Origin of the sequence: Formosa algae, from assembly GCF_001439665.1 — a bacterium.
GTDB lineage: Bacteria > Bacteroidota > Bacteroidia > Flavobacteriales > Flavobacteriaceae > Formosa > Formosa algae.
The window spans coordinates 1-24,261 of the sequence record NZ_LMAK01000035.1; the positions used below are offsets into that span (position 1 = coordinate 1).

21 protein-coding genes are annotated in these 24,261 nt (G+C 35.2%); 12 read left to right on the forward strand and 9 right to left on the reverse strand.

Going from position 1 to position 24,261, the window contains the following annotated elements:
- From AST99_RS10050 to AST99_RS10065, 4 genes are all read right to left on the reverse strand, one after another.
- Positions 1-479, reverse strand: a 479-nt coding sequence (locus tag AST99_RS10050; protein WP_157486354.1) for a hypothetical protein, incomplete at its 3' end; no start/stop codon positions are given.
- 374 nt (positions 480-853) lie between these two features.
- A complete protein-coding gene (gene deoD, locus AST99_RS10055; protein ID WP_057781709.1) occupies positions 854-1,549 on the reverse strand; it encodes a purine-nucleoside phosphorylase in 696 nt (231 codons plus the stop codon).
- Positions 1,550-1,588: 39 nt separating this feature from the next.
- Entirely contained in the window at positions 1,589-2,245 is a 657-nt protein-coding gene (gene deoC, locus AST99_RS10060; protein WP_057781710.1) for a deoxyribose-phosphate aldolase, read from the reverse strand.
- A 250-nt stretch (positions 2,246-2,495) separates the two neighbouring features.
- On the reverse strand, positions 2,496-3,173 hold the full coding sequence (locus tag AST99_RS10065) for a YiiX/YebB-like N1pC/P60 family cysteine hydrolase (RefSeq protein ID WP_083495660.1): 678 nt from the start codon (positions 3,171-3,173) through the stop codon (positions 2,496-2,498).
- A 100-nt stretch (positions 3,174-3,273) separates the two neighbouring features.
- Between AST99_RS10065 and AST99_RS10070 the strand changes: the two genes are divergently transcribed.
- The 10 genes from AST99_RS10070 (at position 3,274) to AST99_RS10115 (ending at position 15,126) form a co-directional block, all read left to right on the forward strand.
- Entirely contained in the window at positions 3,274-3,789 is a 516-nt protein-coding gene (locus AST99_RS10070) for an adenine phosphoribosyltransferase (RefSeq protein ID WP_057781712.1), read from the forward strand.
- A gap of 383 nt (positions 3,790-4,172) precedes the next feature.
- Entirely contained in the window at positions 4,173-5,042 is an 870-nt protein-coding gene (locus AST99_RS10075; protein WP_057781713.1) for a hypothetical protein, read from the forward strand.
- Positions 5,043-5,191: 149 nt separating this feature from the next.
- Positions 5,192-6,706 (forward strand): arylsulfatase, encoded by a 1,515-nt coding sequence (locus AST99_RS10080; protein WP_057781714.1) that lies wholly within the window; start codon positions 5,192-5,194, stop codon positions 6,704-6,706.
- A 172-nt stretch (positions 6,707-6,878) separates the two neighbouring features.
- Entirely contained in the window at positions 6,879-8,414 is a 1,536-nt protein-coding gene (locus tag AST99_RS10085) for an arylsulfatase (protein WP_057781715.1), read from the forward strand.
- A 159-nt stretch (positions 8,415-8,573) separates the two neighbouring features.
- Positions 8,574-9,548 (forward strand): AAA family ATPase, encoded by a 975-nt coding sequence (locus AST99_RS10090; RefSeq protein ID WP_057781716.1) that lies wholly within the window; start codon positions 8,574-8,576, stop codon positions 9,546-9,548.
- Positions 9,549-9,574: 26 nt separating this feature from the next.
- The gene (locus AST99_RS10095) at positions 9,575-10,510 is read left to right on the forward strand and encodes a DUF58 domain-containing protein (RefSeq protein WP_057781717.1); all 936 of its coding nucleotides are present in this window, start codon (positions 9,575-9,577) and stop codon (positions 10,508-10,510) included.
- 5 nt (positions 10,511-10,515) lie between these two features.
- Entirely contained in the window at positions 10,516-11,034 is a 519-nt protein-coding gene (locus tag AST99_RS10100; RefSeq protein WP_057781718.1) for a DUF4381 domain-containing protein, read from the forward strand.
- Positions 11,024-12,016, forward strand: a complete 993-nt coding sequence (locus AST99_RS10105; protein ID WP_057781719.1) for a vWA domain-containing protein — start codon at positions 11,024-11,026, stop codon at positions 12,014-12,016. The genes AST99_RS10100 and AST99_RS10105 overlap by 11 nt, the downstream gene beginning before the upstream one ends.
- A gap of 3 nt (positions 12,017-12,019) precedes the next feature.
- Entirely contained in the window at positions 12,020-13,765 is a 1,746-nt protein-coding gene (locus AST99_RS10110; protein WP_057781720.1) for a VWA domain-containing protein, read from the forward strand.
- Positions 13,759-15,126, forward strand: coding sequence for a BatD family protein (locus AST99_RS10115; protein WP_057781721.1), 1,368 nt, complete (start codon positions 13,759-13,761; stop codon positions 15,124-15,126). Before AST99_RS10110 ends, AST99_RS10115 begins: the two co-directional genes overlap by 7 nt.
- A gap of 64 nt (positions 15,127-15,190) precedes the next feature.
- Here AST99_RS10115 and AST99_RS10120 read toward each other — a convergent pair whose 3' ends face one another.
- The 4 genes from AST99_RS10120 to AST99_RS10135 all read right to left on the reverse strand — a co-directional run bounded on the left by AST99_RS10120 (position 15,191) and on the right by AST99_RS10135 (position 19,219).
- Complete coding sequence (locus AST99_RS10120; RefSeq protein WP_057781722.1) at positions 15,191-16,078, reverse strand: bestrophin family protein; 888 nt, start codon at positions 16,076-16,078, stop codon at positions 15,191-15,193.
- 132 nt (positions 16,079-16,210) lie between these two features.
- The gene (locus tag AST99_RS18940) at positions 16,211-16,996 is read right to left on the reverse strand and encodes a TlpA family protein disulfide reductase (protein WP_083495661.1); all 786 of its coding nucleotides are present in this window, start codon (positions 16,994-16,996) and stop codon (positions 16,211-16,213) included.
- 13 nt (positions 16,997-17,009) lie between these two features.
- On the reverse strand, positions 17,010-18,857 hold the full coding sequence (locus AST99_RS10130) for a M56 family metallopeptidase (RefSeq protein WP_057781724.1): 1,848 nt from the start codon (positions 18,855-18,857) through the stop codon (positions 17,010-17,012).
- 2 nt (positions 18,858-18,859) lie between these two features.
- Positions 18,860-19,219 (reverse strand): BlaI/MecI/CopY family transcriptional regulator, encoded by a 360-nt coding sequence (locus tag AST99_RS10135; protein ID WP_057781745.1) that lies wholly within the window; start codon positions 19,217-19,219, stop codon positions 18,860-18,862.
- 184 nt (positions 19,220-19,403) lie between these two features.
- On the opposite strand from AST99_RS10135, the gene AST99_RS10140 reads away from it, so the two are divergent.
- On the forward strand, positions 19,404-20,348 hold the full coding sequence (locus tag AST99_RS10140; protein ID WP_057781725.1) for a calcium/sodium antiporter: 945 nt from the start codon (positions 19,404-19,406) through the stop codon (positions 20,346-20,348).
- Between the two features lie 285 nt (positions 20,349-20,633).
- Here the strand turns inward: AST99_RS10140 and AST99_RS10145 are convergent, their stop codons facing one another.
- A complete protein-coding gene (locus tag AST99_RS10145; protein WP_057781726.1) occupies positions 20,634-21,656 on the reverse strand; it encodes a glutamine synthetase beta-grasp domain-containing protein in 1,023 nt (340 codons plus the stop codon).
- A gap of 191 nt (positions 21,657-21,847) precedes the next feature.
- On the opposite strand from AST99_RS10145, the gene AST99_RS10150 reads away from it, so the two are divergent.
- Positions 21,848-24,034 carry a glutamine synthetase III family protein gene (locus AST99_RS10150; RefSeq protein ID WP_057781727.1) on the forward strand — a complete coding sequence of 729 codons (2,187 nt, stop codon included), beginning with the start codon at positions 21,848-21,850 and terminating at the stop codon, positions 24,032-24,034.
- Positions 24,035-24,261 lie beyond the last annotated feature (227 nt).

Below are 24,261 nucleotides of genomic sequence, written 5' to 3' on the forward strand. Positions count from 1 at the left end.
TAACCATAAATACTTTTAGTGCTTTTTTTAAAAATTAATTCTTTTTCTCCTTTTTGATTAGTAATATAATTTAAATTTTCAGGTAAAATTTTAATATTTAAACCAAGCATTGGTCCGTGATTGAAATCTTTAACACGAAAAATAATTCTAACAGAATCATTTATTTCTTCTAAGCTAGAAACAGATATCTTGCTTGTTTTTCTAAATTCAGGTTCTTTGTATATAAGTGTTAACGTATTATTTTTATAAAACCAATTACCCGAAAGGTTAGATTTATTATTTAGGTGCTCATTAAATATTATATTGAATTTTTTATTTTTCTTTAGAATAAGACATTTAGAAATACTTTTTATTCCATTATCTACACAATATTTACCCTCTACTTTTTCTTGTCCATACATTTTAATACTACCCAAAAAAAGTAGTAAAATAAAAAATAGTTTAATTACATTTTGTTCCTTTTGAATTGCTATTACCATTTTGCTCTGATGTTATAATATTTCTAATCTTTAGTCTGTCTTAAATATTAAGCAATAATATACGCATGTATAGTTTCGATAATTATAGTTCTAGCAATTGACAATTCTGTAGTGCTACTGGGGGATTGATGTGACGCCTTTCGGTTTGAGTACATAGATAGTAGATAAGAACTAAATATTTTTGAAATCAATATTTCAAAAATAAAATAAATTAAAATAATTGGGTTGCGGTAAAACCGTAATAAAATGAATTAATTCTAGAGTGTAGTGTGTATTCTATTTGGTGCTCAGAACTGTATTGTGCCTATTACTTGTGAAGAGTGGGGGAAGAAGTATACAAGCGCAGTATAACTTTACACTGCGCTTTATGTGTGTTATGCCAAGTCTAAGGCAATTTCTATCATGTCTTTAAACGTGGTTTCACGTTCTTTGGCAGTCGTGCGTTCGCCTGTTACTAAAGAGTCGGAAATGGTTAGGATGGCTAAGGCATTTACATTGTATTTGGCGGCTACGGTATATAAACCTGCAGCTTCCATTTCTACACACAATACTCCAAAGTCTGCCCACTGTTTATACGAGTCGAAATCGTCTGCATAAAACTCGTCGCTAGACAATACATTACCGGCCTTTATTGGTACTTGCTTGGCTTTAGCACTGGCAGTAGCTTTCATAAACAAGTCGAAACTTGCTGTAGGGGCAAAATCGGCTCCATTAAAACGGGTTTTGTTAATTCCAGAGGAAGAGGCAGCCATGGCAATAACAATATCGCGAATCTTTACATCTTCTTGATACGAACCTGCCGATCCCACGCGTATTAAGTTTTTAACACCATAATCTTTGATAAGTTCCCGACTGTAAATCGAGATACTCGGAATTCCCATACCGGTGCCCATAACAGAAATACGCTCGCCTTTATACGTCCCAGTGTACCCAAACATATTACGTACGGTGTTAAAACATACAGGGTCTTCTAAATAGGTTTCGGCAATCCATTTGGCACGTAACGGATCTCCTGGTAGTAAAATAGTTTCGGCAATGTCTCCTTTTTTGGCTTCAATATGTAAACTCATGTGGTACGTCTTTATTTTTAAATAGGGAATAGGCGGGTGTTATACGGTTTGTGTATAGGCTTGAACTATGGCTACCCCAGACGAGGTCCCTATACGGTCTGCACCTGCTTCTATATATGCTAAGGCGGTTTCTAAATCGCGTATCCCACCAGAAGCTTTGACTAAAGCTTTACCATTAGCTGTGGCTTTCATTAAAGTGACAGCTTCTATGGTGGCACCGCTACCAGAAAATCCAGTCGATGTTTTTATGAAATCGGCTTGGGCTTTTATGCACAATTCGCTTGCGGTTTTAATCTCGGCAGCAGTAAGTTCACTAATTTCTAAAATCACCTTTAAAGTGACATCACCCATACAGGCTTTTACAGCTCTAATGTCATTATATACAAAATCGTATGCTCCAGCGCGTAGCATACCTACATTTAAAACCATGTCTATTTCTTGAGCCCCTTGTGCGATGGCGGTTTGGGTTTCGAATACCTTAGTTTCGGTAGCCATGGCACCTAACGGAAAGCCGATTGTGGTACACACCTTCACATCAGATCCGCGCAGTAAGTCGCGCACTAATGGCACATAATAACTGTTTACACAAACAGAAAAGAAATTATAAGTAATGGCTTCCTGACACAATAATGTTATGTCTGTAGGCGTAGCCGAAGATTTTAAAAGGGTATGATCTATATATGTTGCGATATTCATAATGATACGGATTAAAACATTTAATACAGTAAAAATACAACGAACCGCAAGCAATAAAAATTATTTATCGCATAAAAATGCTCGAAATTTTACTTTTCGTGTCGAAATACCACAGGCGTACACTATAAATTTTTGATATATGTAAACCCTTACCAAAGGATTCATTCATAGATTGAACAAAATAGAAGGATAAAAAGGGAAACTAAAACCTTGGTAAAAGCCACTATGCTTCAATCTGTATTAGGAGTGTTTAGGGTGTCGATCGTGTAGGTTCGCCATATTTATAAACCATATCTATAAATGGCGAGCGCGACATGCCACCAGGATTTAAGCCCGGTTGCCCTTCTGGGATGCTGTAGTTTAAATCGTTAAAATAGGTTTCCCAAATGGCAAAGGTTTGTTGGGTGTCTGGCGCAATAAACGTCATAGGGTATTCTTTAAAAATAGGCATATCGCCATTGGCATGTTTAAAAGCTAAATGAATTAATTCTGAACAATAATACTGGTCGTTATTAATATCGAAATACGGATCGTACGCAGCCGTCATTTTAGATTGTATAAAGTCTATCGCTCCAGGAATGAGGTCTTTAAAGTCTGGTTTTACACGTCCTACTAGTACTTTCGGGGCGTTGTGTACGTCGCTGCTTCGGCTTAAAAAGGTGTCTATAGGGGTTAATACCACGCCTGCGCTTACGGCTTCCATAACTTTTAAATGCCCTTGAGCATCTTTCATCACTAATCCCACATGCGAAAAGTTATAATCGTCAAAACCTTGTGTTACAGCTTCTATGGCATTACAGAACGGACCGCAATCTACATCCTGAAATAATAAATCGCCTTCTTTAAGTGTAAAATCGGGTTCAGAACTACAATTACAGCACAGCAAAGAAAGTGTCATACACGACACAATATGTATAAGCGATTTCATGATATAAACGGTAAGGTTGAGACAAATGTAAGCAATTGAATTTAAATGAAACAGTTCGGGTAGAGTGGCATAATAGAGATGCTTTTTTTATCTTCGTAAAATGAATAATATAGAACCTTTTATCCGCGATATAAACGATTTTCCAAAACCAGGTATTGTCTTTAAAGATTTAACGCCTTTATTAAATAATCCAGCAGCCACCGCCTCTTGTTTACAGCAGCTATTAACTTTGGTAGGTGATAAGCCAGTAGATAAAGTTGTAGGGATGGAAGCCCGAGGCTTTTTCTTTGGGATGCTTATAGCACAAGCCCTAAATGCTGGATTTGTACCGGTACGTAAACCAGGTAAACTCCCTCACCATACCCTAACAGAAACTTACGCTTTAGAATACGGTACCGATAGTTTAGAAATTCATGAAGACGCTATTAAACCGGGAGACCGCGTGTTAATTCACGACGATGTTTTAGCCACAGGCGGAACTGCTGCTGCAGTTTGTAAATTGGTAGAACGGCTTGGTGGTGAAATTGTACAGTGTAATTTTATTATGCAATTGGATTTTCTTGATGGTAAGGCACGTCTTAAAGGGTACGATGTAGGCTCGGTATTGACGTATTAGATGTGGATGGTTTGTAGTTAGTGGTTTTAGTTGTTGGTTTTTATGATTGGCGAATAGTGATTGGCGAATAGTGAGTGATGAAATTATACATACCAAATTAAACTTGAATAAAAAATGCGTATATTAGCGTATGTGGTTGTTTTTTAGAGTGTTGATTTTTTGTAACACGTGTAAGTAGCTAGAAATTTTTGGAAAACTTTTAGGTTTGCAAGGGTTTGCGTCTCTTATTAAATACACCAAAACCGTTATAAAGCGTAGCGATTTATAAATTACAGACAGTAAAAACAATGACAATGGTAAACACAACAGTATAGGCGTTTGTAAGATATATCTGTCTAAAGTTTTATATTTTTACGTCTTTAAATGTAAACAGAATACATAACATGGAAGATATATTTAAGGCAGGTCTCGATACTGTACCTTTAGATTCTATATATAATCAGGAGTTGGTAGATTGCTTGCCTGGTATTTTTTATTTATACGAAGTTATCAATGAAAAAGCATATTTATTGCGTTGGAATACTAAGCATGAAACTGTAACCGAACGCACACCTGAAGAGTTGTTACATGCAGAATTATCATCGTTCTTTAATCCTGTAACTGTGCCTTATATTATAGATTGTTTTAGTATAACGTTAGATATTGGATTTGTTAAAAATGTATATGCTAGTATACTAACTAAAAGCGGAAAAGAAATTCCGTATGTGTTTGAAGCTTACAGGTTTTCTAAAGACGGTAAGATGTTTTTTATGGGTATGGGCATGGATGTCTCTGATTTAATGAGTGCTAAAGAACAAATTAAACTGTTAGAGCTTCAAAAACAGCAAAAAGAGAAAGAATTGTTTTCTATTGCATTACAAGAACAACAAAAAGAAGAGTTGCTTCAAAATGTATTGTTGAAATTAGAAGCTATAGAGTCGCAAGAGGTGAGTCAGTTACGTACCAAAGAGATTAAAGCCCTAACAAGCGAAATTAAAAGTCATTTTTCTACGCACGATAATTGGAGCGTATTTAAAAAGTTATTTCAAGAAATACATTATGATTTTTTTGAAACCTTATCCGCTAGACATCCCCAACTCACTAAAGGTGAATTAAAATATTGTGCCTATTTAAAAATACAAATGCATACTTCAGAAATCTGTAACATTATGAATATTTCTAAAGAAGGTTTAGCTAAAAAAAGATATCGATTAAAGAAAAAATTAGATTTAAAACCAAAATTGAGCATAGATGCATACATCAGTTCATTTTAAATAAAAAGATAGTTTTGTCCATGATTTGTCCATAATTATGTGGCTATAAAACTACTATTTTTGTCAACATATAATCGCGAAATTAAAAGCAGCCTATAAGCTGTATTTAAAATATTAATCTTAGAGTCTAATTTTATTAACCATTTTTTATGAAAAAAAACAAATTTTTTACATTGTTGCTTGTCGGCCTTGCCACAGCAGCATTCGCCCAAAATAAGCCCAATATTGTGGTGTTTTGGGGAGATGATGTAGGGATGTGGAACATCAGTGCATACCACAATGGTATGATGGGTGGAACTACGCCTAACATAGACCGTATTGCTAATGAGGGTGCGCTATTTACCGATCATTATGCGCAACAATCATGTACTGCTGGACGTGCGTCTTTTATCTTAGGACAACACCCATTTAGAACAGGATTATTAACTATTGGTATGCCAGGTTCAGAACATGGTATTAATGAAGCAGATCCTACCATTGCAGAATTATTAAAGCCACTAGGTTACAGTAGTGGGCAATTCGGTAAAAACCACTTAGGAGATCAAGACAAGCATTTACCAACTAACCATGGTTTTGATGAGTTTTTTGGAAACTTATATCACTTAAATGCTGAAGAAGAACCAGAAACAGAATTTTACCCAAAAGATCCTGAATTCAAGAAAAAATACGGACCAAGAGGGGTGTTAAAATCTACTGCCGATGGTAAAGTAGAAGATACAGGACCATTAACGTCTAAAAGAATGGAAACTGCAGATAGCGAATTTATCGATGCAGCTTTAAAATTCATTGACAAAAATGCTAAGGCTAAAAAGCCATTCTTTGCATGGGTAAACTCGACGAGAACTCACGTATGGACACATTTATCTGATAAGTACTTACACAAATCTGGTTACGGTTTATATGCTGATGCCATGATGGAATTAGACGATGGTGTTGGTCGTGTATTAGATAAATTAGACGATTTAGGTATTGCAGATAATACTATTGTGGTATTCTCTACAGATAACGGTGCCGAGAAGTTTACATTCCCTGACGGTGGAACTATTCCATTTAGAGGTGAAAAAGGAACAACTTGGGAAGGTGGATTTAGAGTGCCTGCTATGGTAAGATGGCCAGGTCACATTAAGCCAGGAACAGTTATTAACGATATCTTCTCTCAAGAAGACTGGATGCCTACATTGTTAGCGGCAGCTGGAAACCCTAATGTTAAAGAAGAATTATTAAAAGGAAAGTCTTACTCTGGTAAAACGTTTAAAGCGCACTTAGATGGGTATAACCAATTACCATTATTAACTGGTGAACTTAAAAAAGGAGAAGGTTTAAGACATGAAATTTTCTATTTTGATGCTGCAGGAAACTTAAATGCATTACGTTACGACGATTGGAAATTACACTTCTCTATCATGGAAGGTTCAATTAACGAAGCCTACAGAAAATCGCCAAGTTGGCCATTAATTTTAAACTTAAGAAACGACCCATTTGAAGTATCTATGGATGCTGCATTATACATAAGAAATTATGCAGACCAAATGTGGATGATGGTACCAGCTCAAAATTATGTTGGTAAGTTCTTAGGAACATTTAAAGAATTTCCTCCAAGAAAAGGAAGCTCTTTAAGTATAGATAAAGTAATTCAAACTTTACAAACACCTACAAGAAACTAAATCTAGTAAGTGTCACATATTTAAAACTGATATTATGTAAATAATATCAGTTTTTTTTATCATTTTTTTTAGAAAAGTCCTCTATTTTTCAGAATATATTGTAATTTAAAGGTCTAACAAGCTATTATACAGAGGTGTGTAATTGCTACTAATCAATTTATATAATACCAATATGAAAACAAACCGCAGACTAGCATTGCTGTTATTGGCGTGTGCCACAACAGCCTTTGCACAGAAAAAACCTAATATTTTAGTCCTTTGGGGTGACGATATCGGACAATCTAATATTAGTGCCTATACCATGGGGTTAGTAGGTTATCGTACTCCTAACATCGATCGTATTGCCGATGAAGGTATGATTTTTACAGATTATTATTCTGAACAAAGTTGTACGGCAGGACGTTCTACTTTTATCTTAGGGCAAAGTGTATTACGTACAGGATTAAGTAAAGTAGGAATGCCAGGAGCAGAACAAGGAATTTCTGAAAAAGATCCTACTATTGCCGAACTATTGAAGCCTATGGGATATGTAACCGGGCAATTTGGTAAAAACCACTTAGGTGACCGTGACGAAATGTTACCAACCAATCATGGTTTTGATGAGTTCTTCGGAAACCTATATCACTTAAATGCTGAAGAAGAGCCAGAATTAGAAGATTATCCAGATCCGGCTAAATATCCAAATTTTGCTAAGAAATATGGGCCTAGAGGTGTCATTCATTCTACCGCCGATGGTAAAATTGAAGATACAGGACCCTTAACTAAAAAACGTATGGAAACTATTGATGACGAATCGTCTGATGCTGCCATTGCGTTTATCAAAAAATCTGTAGCTTCAGGAAAACCATTCTTTGTTTGGTGGAACGGAACGCGTATGCACTTTAGAACGCACGTGAAAGACGAACACCGTGGCATTTCTGGACAAAACGAGTATGGAGATGGTATGGTAGAGCACGATATGCATATTGGTAAATTTTTGAAAGTTATCGATGAATTAGGTGTAGCAGATAATACGATTGTTCACTACGGTACAGATAATGGACCTCATAAAAACACATGGCCAGATGCAGGTGTAAATCCGTTTAGAGGAGAGAAAAACACCAACTGGGAAGGTGGATGGAGAACACCAGCAATGGTGCGTTGGCCTGGTAAAATTAAAGCAGGGTCGGTGTCTAACGAAATCATGTCTGGTTTAGACTGGATGCCAACTTACGTTGCTGCTGCAGGAGATGCAAATGTGAAAGAAAAACTATTAACCGGACATAAAGCAAATGGTAAAACTTTTAAAGTGCACTTAGATGGTTATAACTTCTTACCATATTTAACTGGTAAAGTCGATAAAGGACCACGTGAGGAATTATTCTATTTCTCTGATGATGGAGAATTGATGGCATTGCGTTTTAACGATTGGAAAGTGACATTTATGCATCAGGAATCTCAAGGGACTTTAGATACTTGGTCTAAACCTATGGTTACCACAAGAATTCCTTGGATTTATAATTTAAGAAGAGATCCTTATGAGTTTGCGACAACTACTTCCAATACGTATTGGGATTGGTATTTAAATCACGTATATCTTTTATTACCAGCTACAGAATATGTAGGGAATTTTATTTCAACATTTAAGGAATATCCACCACGTATGAAAGCCGCTAGTTTTAATTTAGGAGACACCATGGAATCTTTAACAGAAGCAGGAAAAAAATAAAAAAAATAGTATTTAGCATGAAAGCCTCTTTAATAGAGGCTTTTTTTATGCCATAACATTCACAGGTGTTAAAGTGATATAATTTGGTCTTTTAGGTTTTTTCTTCAAAATGAAATGTTTATATTTAGATTTCAATATGTTTTTCAAAACCATCTCATTATGACGCCATTTGAAGCTGTAGTGCATTTAAAATCAGCCATGTCCAAATCTATTATTGGGCAACAAGACCTTATAGACCGTTTAATCTTGGTATTACTTGCCGATGGTAATATGCTATTAGAGGGATTACCAGGTTTAGCAAAAACAAGAGCCATAAAAACATTGTCTAAACATTTGGATTGCGACTTAAGTCGGATACAATTTACACCAGATTTATTACCTACAGATATTACAGGAACAGAGATCTATCAGCCCGATGAAGCTGAAAAATTCACCTTCCAAAAAGGACCTATTTTTAGTAACCTAATTTTAGCCGACGAGATAAACCGTGCACCTGCTAAAGTACAATCGGCTTTATTAGAGGCTATGGAAGAGCGCCAAGTTACTGTTGCAGGAAGTACATATAAAATGGACGATTTGTTTATGGTAATGGCTACCCAAAATCCTATAGAACAAGAGGGAACTTATCCGTTGCCCGAAGCCCAAATGGACCGTTTTATTATGCATGTGGTAATTGATTACCCAGATGATGCCTCGGAATTGGGGATTTTAAGATTAAATAAAAAAGAACAAAGTGTTGCAGATAAGGCTGATAAAACGTCTTTGGAAACCATTTCTCAAGACCATATTTTTGCAGCTAGACACGAAATTAACGTCATTCCCGTTACAGAAGCCTTAGAAAAATATATGGTGAGTTTAATCTCGGCAACGCGATACCCAGAACGTTTTGATGCCGGTTTAGCCGAGTGGATAGATTTTGGAGCAAGCCCAAGAGGAACCATTGCTTTAGACCGTTGTAGTCGAGTAAAAGCGTGGATGGAAGGCAAAGATTATGTGTCGCCAGACCATATTCAAGCCGTAATTAAAGATGTGCTAAGGCACCGTATTTCATTAAGTTACAAAGCCCGTGCAGAAGGTATAACAACCAATCAGGTTATCGATAAAATATTAGAAGTTGTGGCTGTAGTGGCCTAATGCTTTAACATTCCAAACGCTATTTTATGGCATCACAAACAAAAGATCCTAACGTATTTTTAACGCTCGAGCATTTATTGCAATTCGAGTGGATAAATACGGTGCTTAATTTTAACGTTGGACAACAAAAATCTAATAGTGTGTTGTCGGGCCGCTATGCCTCGCGTTTACGGGGTCGAGGTCTCGATTTTGAAGAAGCCAGACCATATGTTATTGGTGACGATATTAGAAATATAGATTGGAAAGTTACCGCTAAAACAGGAGTAACACACACCAAAGTATTTACTGAAGAAAAGGAGAAACCTGCCTTTATTTTTGTAGATCAATCGCCGACAATGGGCTTCGGATCTGTTAACAAAACAAAGGCTGTAGTAGCTGGAGAATTAGCAGCAATAGCGGCTTATAAAATATTAAAAGGGGGAGATCGTATAGGCGGATTAGTCATGAAAGACGATACCTATGATTTGTTAACGCCTAAGCGTGACCATAGAAATATGTTACAATTTTTTCAGAAGATTGTAGACGCCAATGCAGACATTTATAATCGGAACGATTTTGATTTTGAAGCCGCATTAAAAACCATGGTTGGAAAGCTTAATAACATCATTACACACGACTTTTTAGTAATTATTATTAGCGATTTCCACAGATATAATCCAGAAATGGTTCAGTACTTAAGTATGCTGTCACAGCATAACGATGTTGTACTAGTAAAGGTATTCGACCCTATGGAAGTGGAGTTGCCTTCAGAAAAAATGACTTTAACCAACACCAAAAAACAAATCAGTCTTAATTTCCATAAAGACCGCATAGTAAATCATTTAAAAGAAGATTTTAAAGGTAATTATGATGGTTTTAAAGAGGAAGTCGAAAAATATGGTATTACGTTGTTTAAAATAAATACGGTAGATCCTTTAGAAGAGCAATTAGTTAATGTGTTTACACAATATAAACCACAATAAAAGACATGACGTTTGTAAAACTGCATAGCCTATTCTGGTTTCAAAACCCTACACCGTCCTCCGATTTAGATTTTGGAGAACTGATAGAACCTAGTCCAGTACCCTTTACATTTAATACCATAGGTTGGAAAGTAGTGGGCGTGTTACTCATTGTATTAATCGCTTTGTTGTTATATAAAGGGTATAAGGCTTACCAAAAGAAACAGTATTTAAGAACTGCTGTAGCCGAAATTAAAAGTTTACAAGCTCAGTCAGACTTGTCGGCAGAAGCCTTTATTAATACAGTACTCTTTCTATTAAAAGACACAGCAATACAATCGTACGGCCGACAAACCGTTGCGGGATTATTCGGCCGAGAATGGTTAACGTTTTTAGATTCAAAGGTAAAAAACTCTGGATTTATAGACGATGAGGTTATTATTTTAAATGCCGTATATAAACAACAATTACCCGATAATCAAGTCTTTAATAAAACGCAATTTACTAATAAAAGCATCCATTGGATAGAACACCATGCCAGATAATTTTCAATTTGCATATCCGCTAGTCGTCCTATTACTGCCGCTACCGCTGTTGGTGTATTGGTTGTTGCCTGCTATAAAAAACAAAAGCAGTGCCTTGCGCTATCCGTATTTTAAACGTGCGGTGGCTGTTACTGCGCAAAAACCTAAAACGGCTTCGTATGTGAAAAAACGAGGTATTATTCCTTGGGTAGTTATGTACAGCATATGGGCGTTATTGTTGGTGGCCTTAGCATCGCCTGAATTGGTAGGGAAACCAGAAAAAAAGATTAAAACATCACGTAATTTTTTAATCGCTGCCGATATTTCATTTAGTATGGCTAACACCGATTGGACTATAGATGGTAAGCGCGCCAGCCGTTGGGATGCCGTAAAAGACATCATGAAAGACTTCGTTAAGGAACGTAAAAGTGACCGTTTAGGTTTATTGTTTTTTGGGTCGAATGCCTATGTACAAGCACCATTTACATCAGACTTAAATACAGTAAGTACCATGTTAGATGAGGCCGATGTGGGGATGGCGGGACAAATGACTAACATTGGGAAGGCTATAGTAAAAGGGATGGATTTGTTTCAGCGCGATACGATTCCGCATAAAGTCATGCTCATCTTAACAGATGGCGTAGATAGCGGCATGGAAATCTTGCCTTTAGATGCGGCCAACTTGGCTAAAAAAGATTCAACAGTGATTTATACGATCGGGATTGGAGATCCAGACAATAGTGACTCTGATTTAGATGAACGCACCTTGCAAGATATTTCTGAAATGACCAATGGTGCTTATTTTAGAGCTAAAGACGCCAAAGCGCTTCAGGAGATTTATAAAACTTTAGACACCTTAGAGCCTATAGAATATGAGGAAGAAAGTTATACGCCCAAAACGCTGTTATATTACATTCCGTTAGGCTTTGCTTTGGCTTTAGGAATTATAGCTATGGCCATAAATAATTTAATATTAATTGTGAAACGATTTAAAAACCGCTAATCTATGACTTATTTGGAAGATATAGATTGGGAAAAATTCCACTTTTTACGCGCCGAATATCTTTGGCTAGCAATTCCTTTGGCTATTATTATCCTTTTAGGTTTAATTGCCTACGGAGAAAGTAACCGCTGGAAAAAACACATCGCCAAACATTTACGTCCGTATGTAATACAGCAGGGAACCACTTGGAAATCACGACTTATACATGTGTCGGTTTTATTACTATTCGCGATTGGGTTTATTGGGTTTTTAGGACCTACATGGAGTGAAGAAAAAGCACCCACTAAAAAAGTAGCCTCTAAATTGGTGATTGCTTTAGATTTATCGCAAAGCATGTTAACCACAGATGTATCTCCAAATCGTTTAGAACGTGCGAAATTTAAAATTAATGATCTATTAGAAGCAAATCCGCGTGCAGAAACCGCATTAATTGTATTTGCAGCTTCCACACATACTGTCGTGCCTTTTACCACAGATTATAAAATTATTACGGATAATTTAGATGGTTTGCAACCTCGGATGATGCCTACAAGAGGAACCGGATTTAATACTTTACTGTCTAAGTTAAGCGGACTTTTTGAAGGTGATAAAGCGCCAGGTAAAATTCTACTAATTACAGATGATCTTGAAGGTTTAGACACACAAGGTGTAAGTGCATTTGTGCAACAAAATAATGTGAGCCTACATGTGTATCCGTTCGCTTCAGAAGTTGGTGGTCATGTTCCTGCGTTTACAAATCCTAAACTAGATTTAAAAATAAAGGGGCAGTCGGTTAATTCAGCTTTAAACACAGCAACATTAAATGGTTTAAAGAGTGTTGAAGATGTAACTGTTATGGAGTTAACTTTAGATAAAAGCGATGTTAGGTTATTTGCAGAAGCTATTAGCGACCATCTTATTTTTGAAGAACAACCCAAAAATGAAGATGAGCATTGGGAAGATCGAGGATATTGGTTAATTATTCCATTACTTGTATTATTTCTATTCAGTTTTAGAAAAGGATGGAGTCTGTTAAGTCTACTGTTGCTAATTAGTGTAATGTCTTGTAGCGACACAGAAAATTTGAAAAAAGCTACGGAGTCCTTTCAGTTTAAAGATTTATGGTATACTAAAGCCTACCAAGCACAACAAGAATATGATGCCGATAATTATATCGCTGCTGCGGAAGACTTTAATGATCCGATGAGAAAAGGCGTGGCATATTATAAAGGCGGTGATTATACGAAGGCCAAACGCGAATTTGAAAAAGATTCGTCGGCTACAGGGCTATATAATTTAGGCTTAGCTTATGTAAAATTAGGCGATTTAACTCAGGCACAAGCTATTTTTGAAAAAGTATCGAGTATGGATCCGTCTATGGCTCAGGCCAAACAAAACGTAGAACAGATCAACGAGATGTTGCTACAAACAAGTGGTATGACAGCCGAGGAGAGTAAAGTTGAAGACGGGAAACCCAATGCTAAAAATAAGAAAAACGATTCTCAAGAAGATTTTAGTGGTGGCGGACAAAAAGCGACTAAAAAGGATATGGAGAAAGAGCGTTTGGAAGAAGAAGTCGCGACAGGAAAACGAAAAGGAAAAGAATTGGACGAATTGCCAGACGATTTTAAATCGGGGAAGGGATCGATTCCTAAAAATATATTAATGCGAAAGGTGGATGATGATCCGGCATTATTTTTAACACGCAAATTTAAGTATCAGGTTAAAAAAGCACAAGTAGATGTTGAACAGACACAAACGACATGGTAGCAAAGTTTAAAATTATAGCACTGTTGTTTTTGTTGAGTACGTCCGTTGGATATGCTCAGCAGTTAATTAGCTATGCAACTATAAACCATAACGAAGCGTATATAGGGCAACCCATACAAATGACGGTTTCTGTATATTCTAACACCTGGTTTACTAAAGGTGTAGACGTTGGGAATATTCAAGTAGAAGGTGCATTAACTGTATATTTTAGATCGGTGTCTAACACCAGAACCTTTAGCGGTAAACAATTCTCGGGTGTCGATTTTATTTATAACGTTTTCCCTACACAAGAAGGTGTTATTACCATACCAGAGCTAACCATTCATGTCGAGTCACCTAAACCAGGAGGTTATAAAGGGATAAAACATACCATACATACCAAGCCTAAAAACATTACGGTAAAAGGAGTTCCTGTTGGATATAATCCGAATAATTGGTTAGTCTCAAGTACATTAACCGTCCATGAAAAATGGAATGTAAATACCAATAATGTTAAAGTAGGTGATGTGTTACAGCGTACGATTAGTAGGAGTGCGTCGGGGACTTTAGGTGAGTTTATTCCTGCAGTAGTTTGGGATAGTATTTCTGGAGTAAGCATTTATCCTAAACGCCCATCGGTAAATACTAATAAAACCAAAACCTATGTCTCTGCGAGCAGAACAGATGGGGCAAACTATTTATTTGAAAAGGAAGGGGAGGTGACGTTACCTAAAATAGAATTTGTGTACTGGAATTATAATTCACATAAATTTTATAAAAAAATTATTGATTCGGTTACCATTACTGTAGCACCTAATCCAGATTTAAGTATGCTGGCTGGTGTTAAAAAAGAGTTGGAAGCTGAGGTTAGTCAGGTTCCAGAAGAAGAGCAACCGTTTTTAATTCTAGGTTTACCTGTAAAAACATTTGTATTGTATTGTGTTTTGGGGGTGTTGATATTGTATGTACTTTATAAAGTAATACCATGGGCAGTTAGAAAAATAAAAGCACGCAATAAAGAATATCACGGCTCTGAAAAATATGCATACCGCACTTTAAAAAGCGCTTTAGGTGGTACAAAAGATTACGAAACTTTACATGCGTTGAAAGTTTGGCTGATTAAATTAAACCCTGCAATTCCGAGTATACATGCTTTTGTGAATACGTATGGTTCTAAAGCCATGCAACAAGAATATTATAATTTAGAACGTCGTGCTACAGGACATACAGATGCTGTTTTTAATGGTAGTGTGTTTAAATCTGAATTAAAAGAGGCAAGACAATCGTATTTAAATCAAAGAACTACTGCGGTTAGTAAACAAGACAAAGGCGCTATCGAGAAACGTTGGCTAAACCCAACATCTTCAGAAACTTCATATTAAAAAACGCCCGAATGTCAGTTTTAAAAGTTTCACTTTCAGGCGTATGGTATTCGTGTGTTTTTAACTAAGGATGCAAGACTTCGTGTGCATGTTTCTTAATGTTTTCTGCCATTTTCTCTATTGGTAAGTCGTCGTAATCTGTGCCAAATGGATCTTCAATTGCTTCAGCAATTAACTCTAAAGATGCCAAAACGTATAAAATAAAAGGCACTGCTAGAATAACGAAATAGCCTAGAGAAAACACATAGCCTATAGGTAAAGTGGCCACGTAAAGGGCGATGAATTTTTTAATAAATGTACTATAAGAATGTGGAATAGGTGTATTTTTAATACGTTCGCAAGCACCACAGATATTTGTTAAGCCTTCTAACTCGTGATTCACCATTAGCAATTGCTCTCCCGAAATTTTATTTTGTTTGTACAAGAGATTTGTTTTCTTAAAAATTAATGAAGCCACCTGATTTGGACCGTGTTTCTTTTTACTAAAAGCATCTCCTAATTCAGGATGTTCATTTTCGTCAAGCATAAATGTAGTGTAGTCCGATCTTAAAAAGGCATACAAACTTTGGGAATACATCGGGATGGATTTTCTATAAAAATGACGATTAGAAGCATCATTGTCATCTAATAGTGCATTCAGTTTAAGCGCTAAATTTCTACTAACATTAGTTAAAGCACCCCATTGTTTTCTGGCTTCCCACCATCTGTCGTACGCTGTATTAGTTCGAAATACCAATAATAGCGATAAGGCAAAACCTAATAAGTTATGAACGATGGTGATGTTTTTTACCCAACTTTTAGTCGATAGATTTAAAAATTCCAATTCTAAGTAGGCGATACCTCCAGAGAAGGCAGCGATAAATAGCAAATAGGGATATAATTTTCTTAGCGTATCTGATTTATGAATAAAAAATACGGCTTTAAACCATTCTTTGGGATTGTATATTCTCATGATTCAAATATAATAGGATATCTTAACTTATTAAAACAGTTTTGCAGAGGTTTAATACTATTTTCTGTAAAAGAAAACATCCGCCTTACAAGATGCAAGCGGATGTTAAATATAGTATTTAGATTACAGGAATTAATCTGTTAATAATTTTTCTATCTCTTTAGCTATAGTGTCTACACTACCTTCATAATTTCCTGTTGAAACATATTGAATGATCCCATCTTTATCAATGATGAAGTTTTTAGGAATGAATTTTGTCGCATATTGATTCCAAATAGTTTTGTCAGGATCTAAACCCACATTAAAATCAATACCTTTTTCTTTCAATTGAAGCATTTTTTTAGAAACAATAGTTTCGGCTTCACCACGTGAAATAGGAAGGAAAACAAAATCTTTATCTTCAAAGGGTTTTAGAATTTTGCCTGGCATCTCATAAAATTCCATTAAACAAGGTGCACACCAAGTGGCCCAAAAGTTTAAGAGTACAACCTTGCCCTTTAAATCGGATAGTTTTATGGTTTCTCCAGTAAGCATTTTTACTTCAAAATCCTGGGCAGCATCGTTAACTTTTAGTATTAATCCAGTGTCTTTCGCTATTGTGGTATCAGGTTTTTTCTCTGTTTTTAGTTTATTTTGGTTAGCTTCCTTTTCTTCTTCAGTAAATAAATCAATGGTAATTATAAATGCTCTATCTCCAATCTTGTCTCCAAATTTAGTCGCAAATTCATTTCTAGTTTCTTCAGAAACACCTTTGTTTATGGCTTTAATATAGCCCTCTTTTGCATATTCATTTAATTGTTCCTTTGTAATAATTTGGTCATTCGCTATAATAACGTAGTCTGGTTTTTTAATGCTTGCTTCTTGTGCGCCCATGACAACACTATAGGCTGCAAAAATTAGTAAGATGATATGTTTCATGTAAATATGGGTATTAGTCTTTTTTGAGTGTTAATTCTATAACCCCTTCTTTTGCTTTATCTCCGTATTTTTCAGTTGCAGCATTTCCCCTTAGAACATTCATACTTTCTATAGTATCTGGATTAATATCGTTTAACGGTGTTCCAGTTTTGTCTACGCCATCTATGAAAATTAGAAAGTTGGTTGGTTTATTTGTTTCTGTATTTTTTGATTGAGTAGATGTTTCAATGTTATCAGAATCCTTTTTTAGTATAATTTTTATTACACCATCCTTTGCATCATCACCATATTTATCTATAGTCAGCTGATCTTTGAGAACATTTACTTCAGCAATCGTTTCTGGGTCTATAGCTTTCATTTCTTCTGGAGTTATTTTTTTATCATCTAAAAAGTATAATATAGATTTTGCATTATTCGACGTAACTGTTGCCGTGGAGTTTTCCTGAACTACTGTAGTGTTTTTATCTTGCTCATCGGGACTGTTTGTTTCGTAGGTTTCTTGAGTTTCTTCTACAACAGTTCGAGTACTTCGCGTAGTAACATGGGTTCTTTTTCCATCTTCACTAATATACATGACGTTACTATCTGACAGGTCTTCATTAAGTTTTTTAAGAGTAATACTGGATCCGTCGCTTGTTTGTACAATAAAGGCATCTTTATTATTTGTGTCTACCTTTGAAGCATTTTTACTTGCGGTAAATACGATGTCTGAATTGGTTTTCTCTGCACTAATTCCTAAGGTTTTTTCATCGATATTAAGTGTGATTTTAATGGCTGAAATAGGGGAATCCGAGTCTTTTTTATATGTTATTTCGCTGTTTTTAGATTTTGCATCTATTGTAATACTTATAATTTCGTTTGCTGCATTGCGCTTCACGTTTTTAATCTTTAAGATAACATCTTTACTTTTAAAAGATTCAACTAACGATTCTAAATACTCGTCGGTATTGTCTTTTGAAATTATGGTCACTAATTCACTTTCGTTAGTAGCTTGAAGAGAAGATTCGCTTTGGATGGTGTTATAAACTGTTTTGGTATTAAAACTCATCATAAAAAGGACTAAAGCTGGGATAATTACGGCATACTTAAACGTATGAATGGTTTTTGATTTTGAAGTGTTTAACATGAGTATTCGTTTCTTGATTAATGAATTGTAAAAATTAGTAGTGAGTGCCAATTGCTGTATAGGTACTGTCGTTTTTAATAGTAGTTTTTGATAGACTTTAGATGTTGGTGCGTGCTGCATTGCTGACTGATCTGCAAGAAATTCTAAATTCTGAATAAGAGCTTTTTTATAAAGCCAAATAATAGGATTGCACCAAAAGAAAACTGTAGCAAGTTTTGATACTAAGATATCTATGGAGTGGAATTGAGAGGCATGAATTTTTTCATGATTTATTATATGAGTGAGTTCTGTTTCTGTAAAATGATTAGGGTTATAAACAATGTATTTAAAAAAGGAGAAAGGTGAAATTTCATTGGTGGTCACTGCCATACTATAGCCGTGTTGTTTATTGATGTTTAGTTTAGAAATAAATATTTTTAATGAAAACAATTCAATGATAAATTTTATCAGAAAAAATAAGACACCCAAACTATATAATATAGTCCCTAATTCTAACCAAGAGAATGAGGTTTGTGCTGTTGAAACATTTACTGTAGATGTTGTTGTAAATTGATATGTTATTGGAGCTCGATCTATATAAATGGGTATAATTATTAAAGGAAGAATAGCCGAAACCATTAATCCAGCTAATAAAAACCAACGGTTACTATTAAAAAAGGTTTCCTTTTGTAACCAAAACATATAGACCACGTAAAATATGGTTATTACAGCACTAGCTTTAAGAAAATAGTCCATGCTTAATTATTTTTTTCAATGACGTTAATTATTTCTTTTAACTCTTCGACACTTATTTTTTGTTCGTTAGCAAAAAAGGAAACTACATTTTTGTACGAGTTATTGAAATAGTTTTCAATAGCCGAATTCATAAAACGTTTTCTGTAGGCTTCTTTAGTTATAATAGGGTAGTATTGGTGTGTTTTTCCATAAGCAGTGTAGCCAACATATCCTTTTTCTTCTAGATGTCTAATAATTGTAGAAAGGGTGTTATAGTGAGGCTTGTTTTCTGTAATTTCTTCTAAAACATCTTTTACAAAAGCTTTCTCCAGCTTCCATAAAATATGCATGATTTCTTCCTCTTTATTTGTTAGTTTCTGCATGGTGTAAATTGTTGTCATTTATAACTGATTCAAATATATAACTATTTTAGTAGTTTCAAAACTATATTTATAGTTTTATAACGATTTTATTAGTTTTAAACTTTAAGATTATTTTAATTGAAATTTTAAAAGCCTTAAAGTATTTGTTTTTTCTGTAGTATATTCGCGTAAAATAAATTGCATTATGAGTATAGTTTGGGTTATTTTAGGATTGTTGTTGTTGGTTGTTGGCGGTGAATTTTTAGTGCGAGCATCTGTAGCATTATCTTTTAAATTAAAAATCTCAAAATTAGTAATAGGGATGACGGTGGTGTCTTTTGCGACTTCTGCTCCTGAGCTTTTGGTGAGTTTACAAGCTGCGTTAGATGGTGCGCCAGATATTGCCTTAGGAAATGTAATAGGCTCTAATATTGCCAATATAGGCTTGGTGTTAGGTATAACCGCTATTATCTCTCCGCTTACGGTAGATCGTGGTTTTTATAAACTGAACTGGCCAGTCATGATGCTTTTATCTGTAGTGTTGTATTTCTTTTTAAGAAGTGGATTGCTACTAGATTTTTGGGAAGGTATAGCACTTTTTTCTTCACTTGTAATATTCTTAGTGGTTTTAATACGAAATTCTGCCAAAGACGATTTAGCTGTAGATGAAGTAGATGATACTTTAGAACAGACCTCTAATTTTAAAATGATTTTATGGTTGCTAATAGGCGCTGCTGCATTGTATTTTGGTAGTGAGTGGTTAGTCTTAGGAGCGATAGATCTAGCAACATCTTTAGGAGTGAGCGAACGTGTTATTTCTGTAACTATGGTTGCCATTGGTACAAGTGTTCCAGAATTAGCTGCATCTGTTATTGCAGCGCTTAAAAAGGAAAAAGCTATATCTCTAGGGAATCTAATAGGATCTAATATTTTTAATATTGCATGTGTGCTTGGTTTAACTGCAATGATTGAACCTATAAAAGTGATGAGTCCAGAATTATTGACTTCAGATATTTTTTGGATGTTGGGGTTCTCTGCAGCGCTTATTCCATTAGTATTTATTCCAAAACAATTTGTGTTAGGTCGTTATAAAGGCGCTATAATTTTTGTAGCGTATGTGGTGTTTATTGTGTCTACGTTCGCAGAGTAATGGTGTGGCTAATCGCTTTATAATTAAAAAATAATGCATTTAATAAGTGTGTAGTATATTTTGTATGCTTCTTATGTGCAGTTACTATAAAGGGAATTCTTATTTGTTAATCTAAAGTTTAAGTGGACTCTAATAATCTAATTATCATTATAAGTAAATCGGTGTTGTGTATGTAAATAATATACATCAATTACATTTAAAAATACAAGCAGAGTTCTGCACATAAAAAAAACCGTTTAGAAATAATTCTAAACGGTTTTTTGTAAATATAAATTAACTTAAAAATTAAACTTTTGCAGATTTAACTGTAGTAATAATTCTAGCAGCAATCTTATATGGATCTGCGTTTGAAGCTGGACGTCTATCTTCTAACCATCCTTTGTATCCTTTTTCTACAGCGATTAAAGGAATACGGATTGAAGCTCCTCTATCTGAAACTCCCCAAGAGAAATCTGTAATAGCAGCAGTTTCGTGTAAACCAGTTAAACGTTGGTCGTTAAACTCACCGTAAACAGCGATGTGTTCTTTTACGTAAGGTCTGAAAGATTCACAAATAGCAGCATAAGTTTCTTTACTTCCACAAGTTCTTAATGTTGTGTTAGAGAAGTTAGCGTGCATACCAGAACCGTTCCAGTCCATATCTTTACCTAAAGGTTTTGGGTGATAGTCAATATAGTAACCATACTTTTCAGTTAAACGGTCTAATAAATATCTTGCGATCCAAATTTCGTCTCCAGCTTTTTTAGCACCTTTAGCGAATAATTGGAATTCCCATTGTCCACAAGCAACTTCTTGGTTAATTCCTTCAAAGTTTAAACCTGCTTCGATACATAAATCTGCATGCTCTTCAACTAAACCTCTTCCGTGTGTGTTTTTACCACCAACAGAACAGTAGTACATACCTTGCGGTGCAGGATAACCACCAATAGGGAAACCTAAAGGAAGTTGTGTTCTAGTATCCATTATAAAATATTCTTGTTCAAAACCGAACCAGAAATCATCATTGTCGTCATCAATTGTAGCTCTTCCGTTAGAAACGTGAGCAGTTCCATCAGCATTCATAACCTCAGTCATCACTAAGTAACCGTTAATACGATCTGGATCTGGGTAAATAGCAACAGGGACCAATAAGCAGTCAGAAGACCCTCCTTCGGCTTGTCTAGTTGAAGACCCATCAAAAGACCAGTTTCCTATCTCTTCTAAAGTTCCTTTAAAATCTTCATGTTCTTCTACTTTTGTTTTACTTCTCAAGTTCTGAGTTGGAAAGTACCCGTCTAACCAAAGGTACTCTAATTTAATCTTGGCCATAATTTTTATTAAGTAATAGTTATTAATGTCACTAACAAATATAAATTATTTTTCGATAACCTGACAAAATAGTGGGGTCTATTCAAAATTTTTGTGAAATTATTAGTTAAACCCTATCTTTTTTAGGGGTATTTGTTTTTTAACGAATAAGACGAGGTGGAATTTCTATATTTGTAAAAAAATTAAACGAAATGGCAGAATTACGATTTCATGCTTTAAAACAAACGCTAGAACGTGTACCTATTTACATAGAAGAAAAAGAACGCCGTTCTAGTATTTTTGGAGCAAATGTTTTTAACGAATCTACTATGCGTCAGTACTTAACGAAGTCTGCGTTTAATGAAGTTATGGATGCTATCGTAAAAGGATCTAAGATTGATCGCTTGGTTGCAGACCATATTTCTACAGGCATGAAAGAGTGGGCTATTTCTAAGGGAGCAACCCATTATACGCACTGGTTTCAGCCTTTAACTGGTGCAACTGCTGAAAAACATGATGCCTTTTTTGAAACTATAGGAGAAGGAGCGTCTATAGAAAAATTTGGAGGAGGTGAATTGGTACAACAAGAACCTGATGCATCTAGTTTTCCTAATGGCGGGATCAGAAATATGTTTGAAGCACGTGGTTACACAGCTTGGGATCCTACATCTCCTGCTTTTATTTATGGTACCACTTTGTGTATTCCAACCGTTTTTGTGTCGTACACAGGTGAAGCTTTGGATTATAAAACGCCACTTTTAAGAGCTTTACAAGCTATAGATAGTGCTGCAGTTGCCGTGTGTAAATATTTTGATAAGAATGTAAAAAAGGTAAATGCATCTTTAGGTTGGGAGCAGGAATACTTTTTAATAGACAAGGCTTTAGTTGCGTCTCGCCCAGATATTGTTGCTACTGGACGTACGTTGTTAGGACATTCTTCGGCAAAAGGGCAGCAGTTAGACGATCATTATTTTGGGACCATACCAAATAGAGCGATGTCTTTTATGCGCGACTTAGAACATGAGTGCATGTTGTTAGGGATTCCGGTGAAAACTCGTCATAATGAAGTCGCTCCTAATCAATTTGAGCTCGCTCCAATTTTTGAAGAAGCCAATCTTGCTGTAGACCATAATTCGTTATTAATGGACTTAATGCATAAGACTGCTGAACGTCATCATTTTAAGGTTTTATTTCACGAAAAACCATTTGCTGGTGTTAACGGGTCTGGTAAGCATAACAATTGGAGTTTAAGTACAGATACAGGTGTTAATTTACTTGCACCTGGAAAAACACCAATGAGCAACCTGCAATTTCTTACCTTTTTTATAAATACAATTAAAGCAGTACATGATAATGAAGAATTGCTTCGTGCCGCAATAGCATCTGCCAGTAACGACCATAGGTTAGGTGCAAACGAGGCGCCTCCGGCTATAATTTCAGTATTTATAGGGAATCAATTAACCAAAGTGTTAAGTGAGCTTAAAAATGTTACTAGTGGTAAATTATCGCCTGAAGAAAAAACAGAGCTCAAGTTAAATGTTGTTGGAAAAATTCCTGAAATTATGCTAGATAATACAGATAGGAATAGAACGTCTCCATTTGCATTTACAGGTAATAAGTTCGAGTTTAGAGCAGTAGGTTCTAAAGCCAATTGTGCTAATCCGATGACGGTTTTAAATTCTATAGTCGCTAAACAGCTTATAGATTTTAAAGCAGAAGTCGATGTCCTTATAGATAAAAAGGACATGAAAAAGGATGATGCTGTTTTTAATGTATTGCGTGAATATATTAAAAAGTCTAAAAATATTCTTTTTGAAGGTAATGGTTACGGAGAAGCTTGGGAGAAAGAAGCAGAAAAGCGCGGATTAAGTAATAATAAAACAACGCCTGAAGCCTTAAAAGTTAGAGTGTCTAAAAAAGTAATAGACTTATTTGAAGGTTTAGGAGTTATGAATAAGATAGAGTCTGAAGCACGTTACGAGATAGAAATGGAAGATTACGTACATCGTATTCAAATAGAAGGTCGTGTTTTAGGAGATATTACTAAAAGTAGAGTTGTACCAACTGCTGTAAAATATCAGAACACTTTAATAGAGAATGTAAAAGGGTTAAAAGAAATATATGGTGCAACCTTTAAGACTGTAGCTAAAGAGCAACTCCGTTTAATAGAAGAAATTTCTAGCCATATAGAATCTATAAATTCTAAAGTCGATAAAATGACAGAAGAACGAAGAGCTGCTAATCATGAAGAAAACATTGAAACTAAAGCGTTAGCTTATGCTTACAAGGTAAACCCAATGTTTGCAGATATAAGATATCATTGTGATAAATTAGAATTATTGGTCGATGATGAGCTCTGGCCGCTTACAAAATATAGAGAGCTTTTGTTTACAAACTAAGCAATAGCCTGCATTAATCGCCTAAAGCTGGCTGTAGACAGCTTTTTTTATTTTAGCTTGTTTTTGGAGTTTTAATAGCTTTGATTTCAGTTTTAAAAGCAATTTTTTTATAGATAAATACGATTAACGGTAATTTTTAGAAAGAAAAATCTTACAATTAATACGTAGTTATTTGACTAATTATTGCGTTTTGTCTAACAAAAATGTGAGTTGTCGAAAAGACTTTA

Bases quoted from the DNA above. Each gene is read 5' to 3' on its own strand.
- deoD (WP_057781709.1), bottom strand. From the start codon at position 1,549: ATGAGTTTACATATTGAAGCCAAAAAAGGAGACATTGCCGAAACTATT.
- deoC (WP_057781710.1), bottom strand. From the start codon at position 2,245: ATGAATATCGCAACATATATAGATCATACCCTTTTAAAATCTTCGGCT.
- AST99_RS10065 (WP_083495660.1), bottom strand. From the start codon at position 3,173: ATGAAATCGCTTATACATATTGTGTCGTGTATGACACTTTCTTTGCTG.
- AST99_RS10070 (WP_057781712.1), top strand. From the start codon at position 3,274: ATGAATAATATAGAACCTTTTATCCGCGATATAAACGATTTTCCAAAA.
- AST99_RS10075 (WP_057781713.1), top strand. From the start codon at position 4,173: ATGGAAGATATATTTAAGGCAGGTCTCGATACTGTACCTTTAGATTCT.
- AST99_RS10080 (WP_057781714.1), top strand. From the start codon at position 5,192: ATGAAAAAAAACAAATTTTTTACATTGTTGCTTGTCGGCCTTGCCACA.
- AST99_RS10085 (WP_057781715.1), top strand. From the start codon at position 6,879: ATGAAAACAAACCGCAGACTAGCATTGCTGTTATTGGCGTGTGCCACA.
- AST99_RS10090 (WP_057781716.1), top strand. From the start codon at position 8,574: ATGACGCCATTTGAAGCTGTAGTGCATTTAAAATCAGCCATGTCCAAA.
- AST99_RS10095 (WP_057781717.1), top strand. From the start codon at position 9,575: ATGGCATCACAAACAAAAGATCCTAACGTATTTTTAACGCTCGAGCAT.
- AST99_RS10100 (WP_057781718.1), top strand. From the start codon at position 10,516: ATGACGTTTGTAAAACTGCATAGCCTATTCTGGTTTCAAAACCCTACA.
- AST99_RS10105 (WP_057781719.1), top strand. From the start codon at position 11,024: ATGCCAGATAATTTTCAATTTGCATATCCGCTAGTCGTCCTATTACTG.
- AST99_RS10110 (WP_057781720.1), top strand. From the start codon at position 12,020: ATGACTTATTTGGAAGATATAGATTGGGAAAAATTCCACTTTTTACGC.
- AST99_RS10115 (WP_057781721.1), top strand. From the start codon at position 13,759: ATGGTAGCAAAGTTTAAAATTATAGCACTGTTGTTTTTGTTGAGTACG.
- AST99_RS10120 (WP_057781722.1), bottom strand. From the start codon at position 16,078: ATGAGAATATACAATCCCAAAGAATGGTTTAAAGCCGTATTTTTTATT.
- AST99_RS18940 (WP_083495661.1), bottom strand. From the start codon at position 16,996: ATGAAACATATCATCTTACTAATTTTTGCAGCCTATAGTGTTGTCATG.
- AST99_RS10130 (WP_057781724.1), bottom strand. From the start codon at position 18,857: ATGGACTATTTTCTTAAAGCTAGTGCTGTAATAACCATATTTTACGTG.
- AST99_RS10135 (WP_057781745.1), bottom strand. From the start codon at position 19,219: ATGCAGAAACTAACAAATAAAGAGGAAGAAATCATGCATATTTTATGG.
- AST99_RS10140 (WP_057781725.1), top strand. From the start codon at position 19,404: ATGAGTATAGTTTGGGTTATTTTAGGATTGTTGTTGTTGGTTGTTGGC.
- AST99_RS10145 (WP_057781726.1), bottom strand. From the start codon at position 21,656: ATGGCCAAGATTAAATTAGAGTACCTTTGGTTAGACGGGTACTTTCCA.
- AST99_RS10150 (WP_057781727.1), top strand. From the start codon at position 21,848: ATGGCAGAATTACGATTTCATGCTTTAAAACAAACGCTAGAACGTGTA.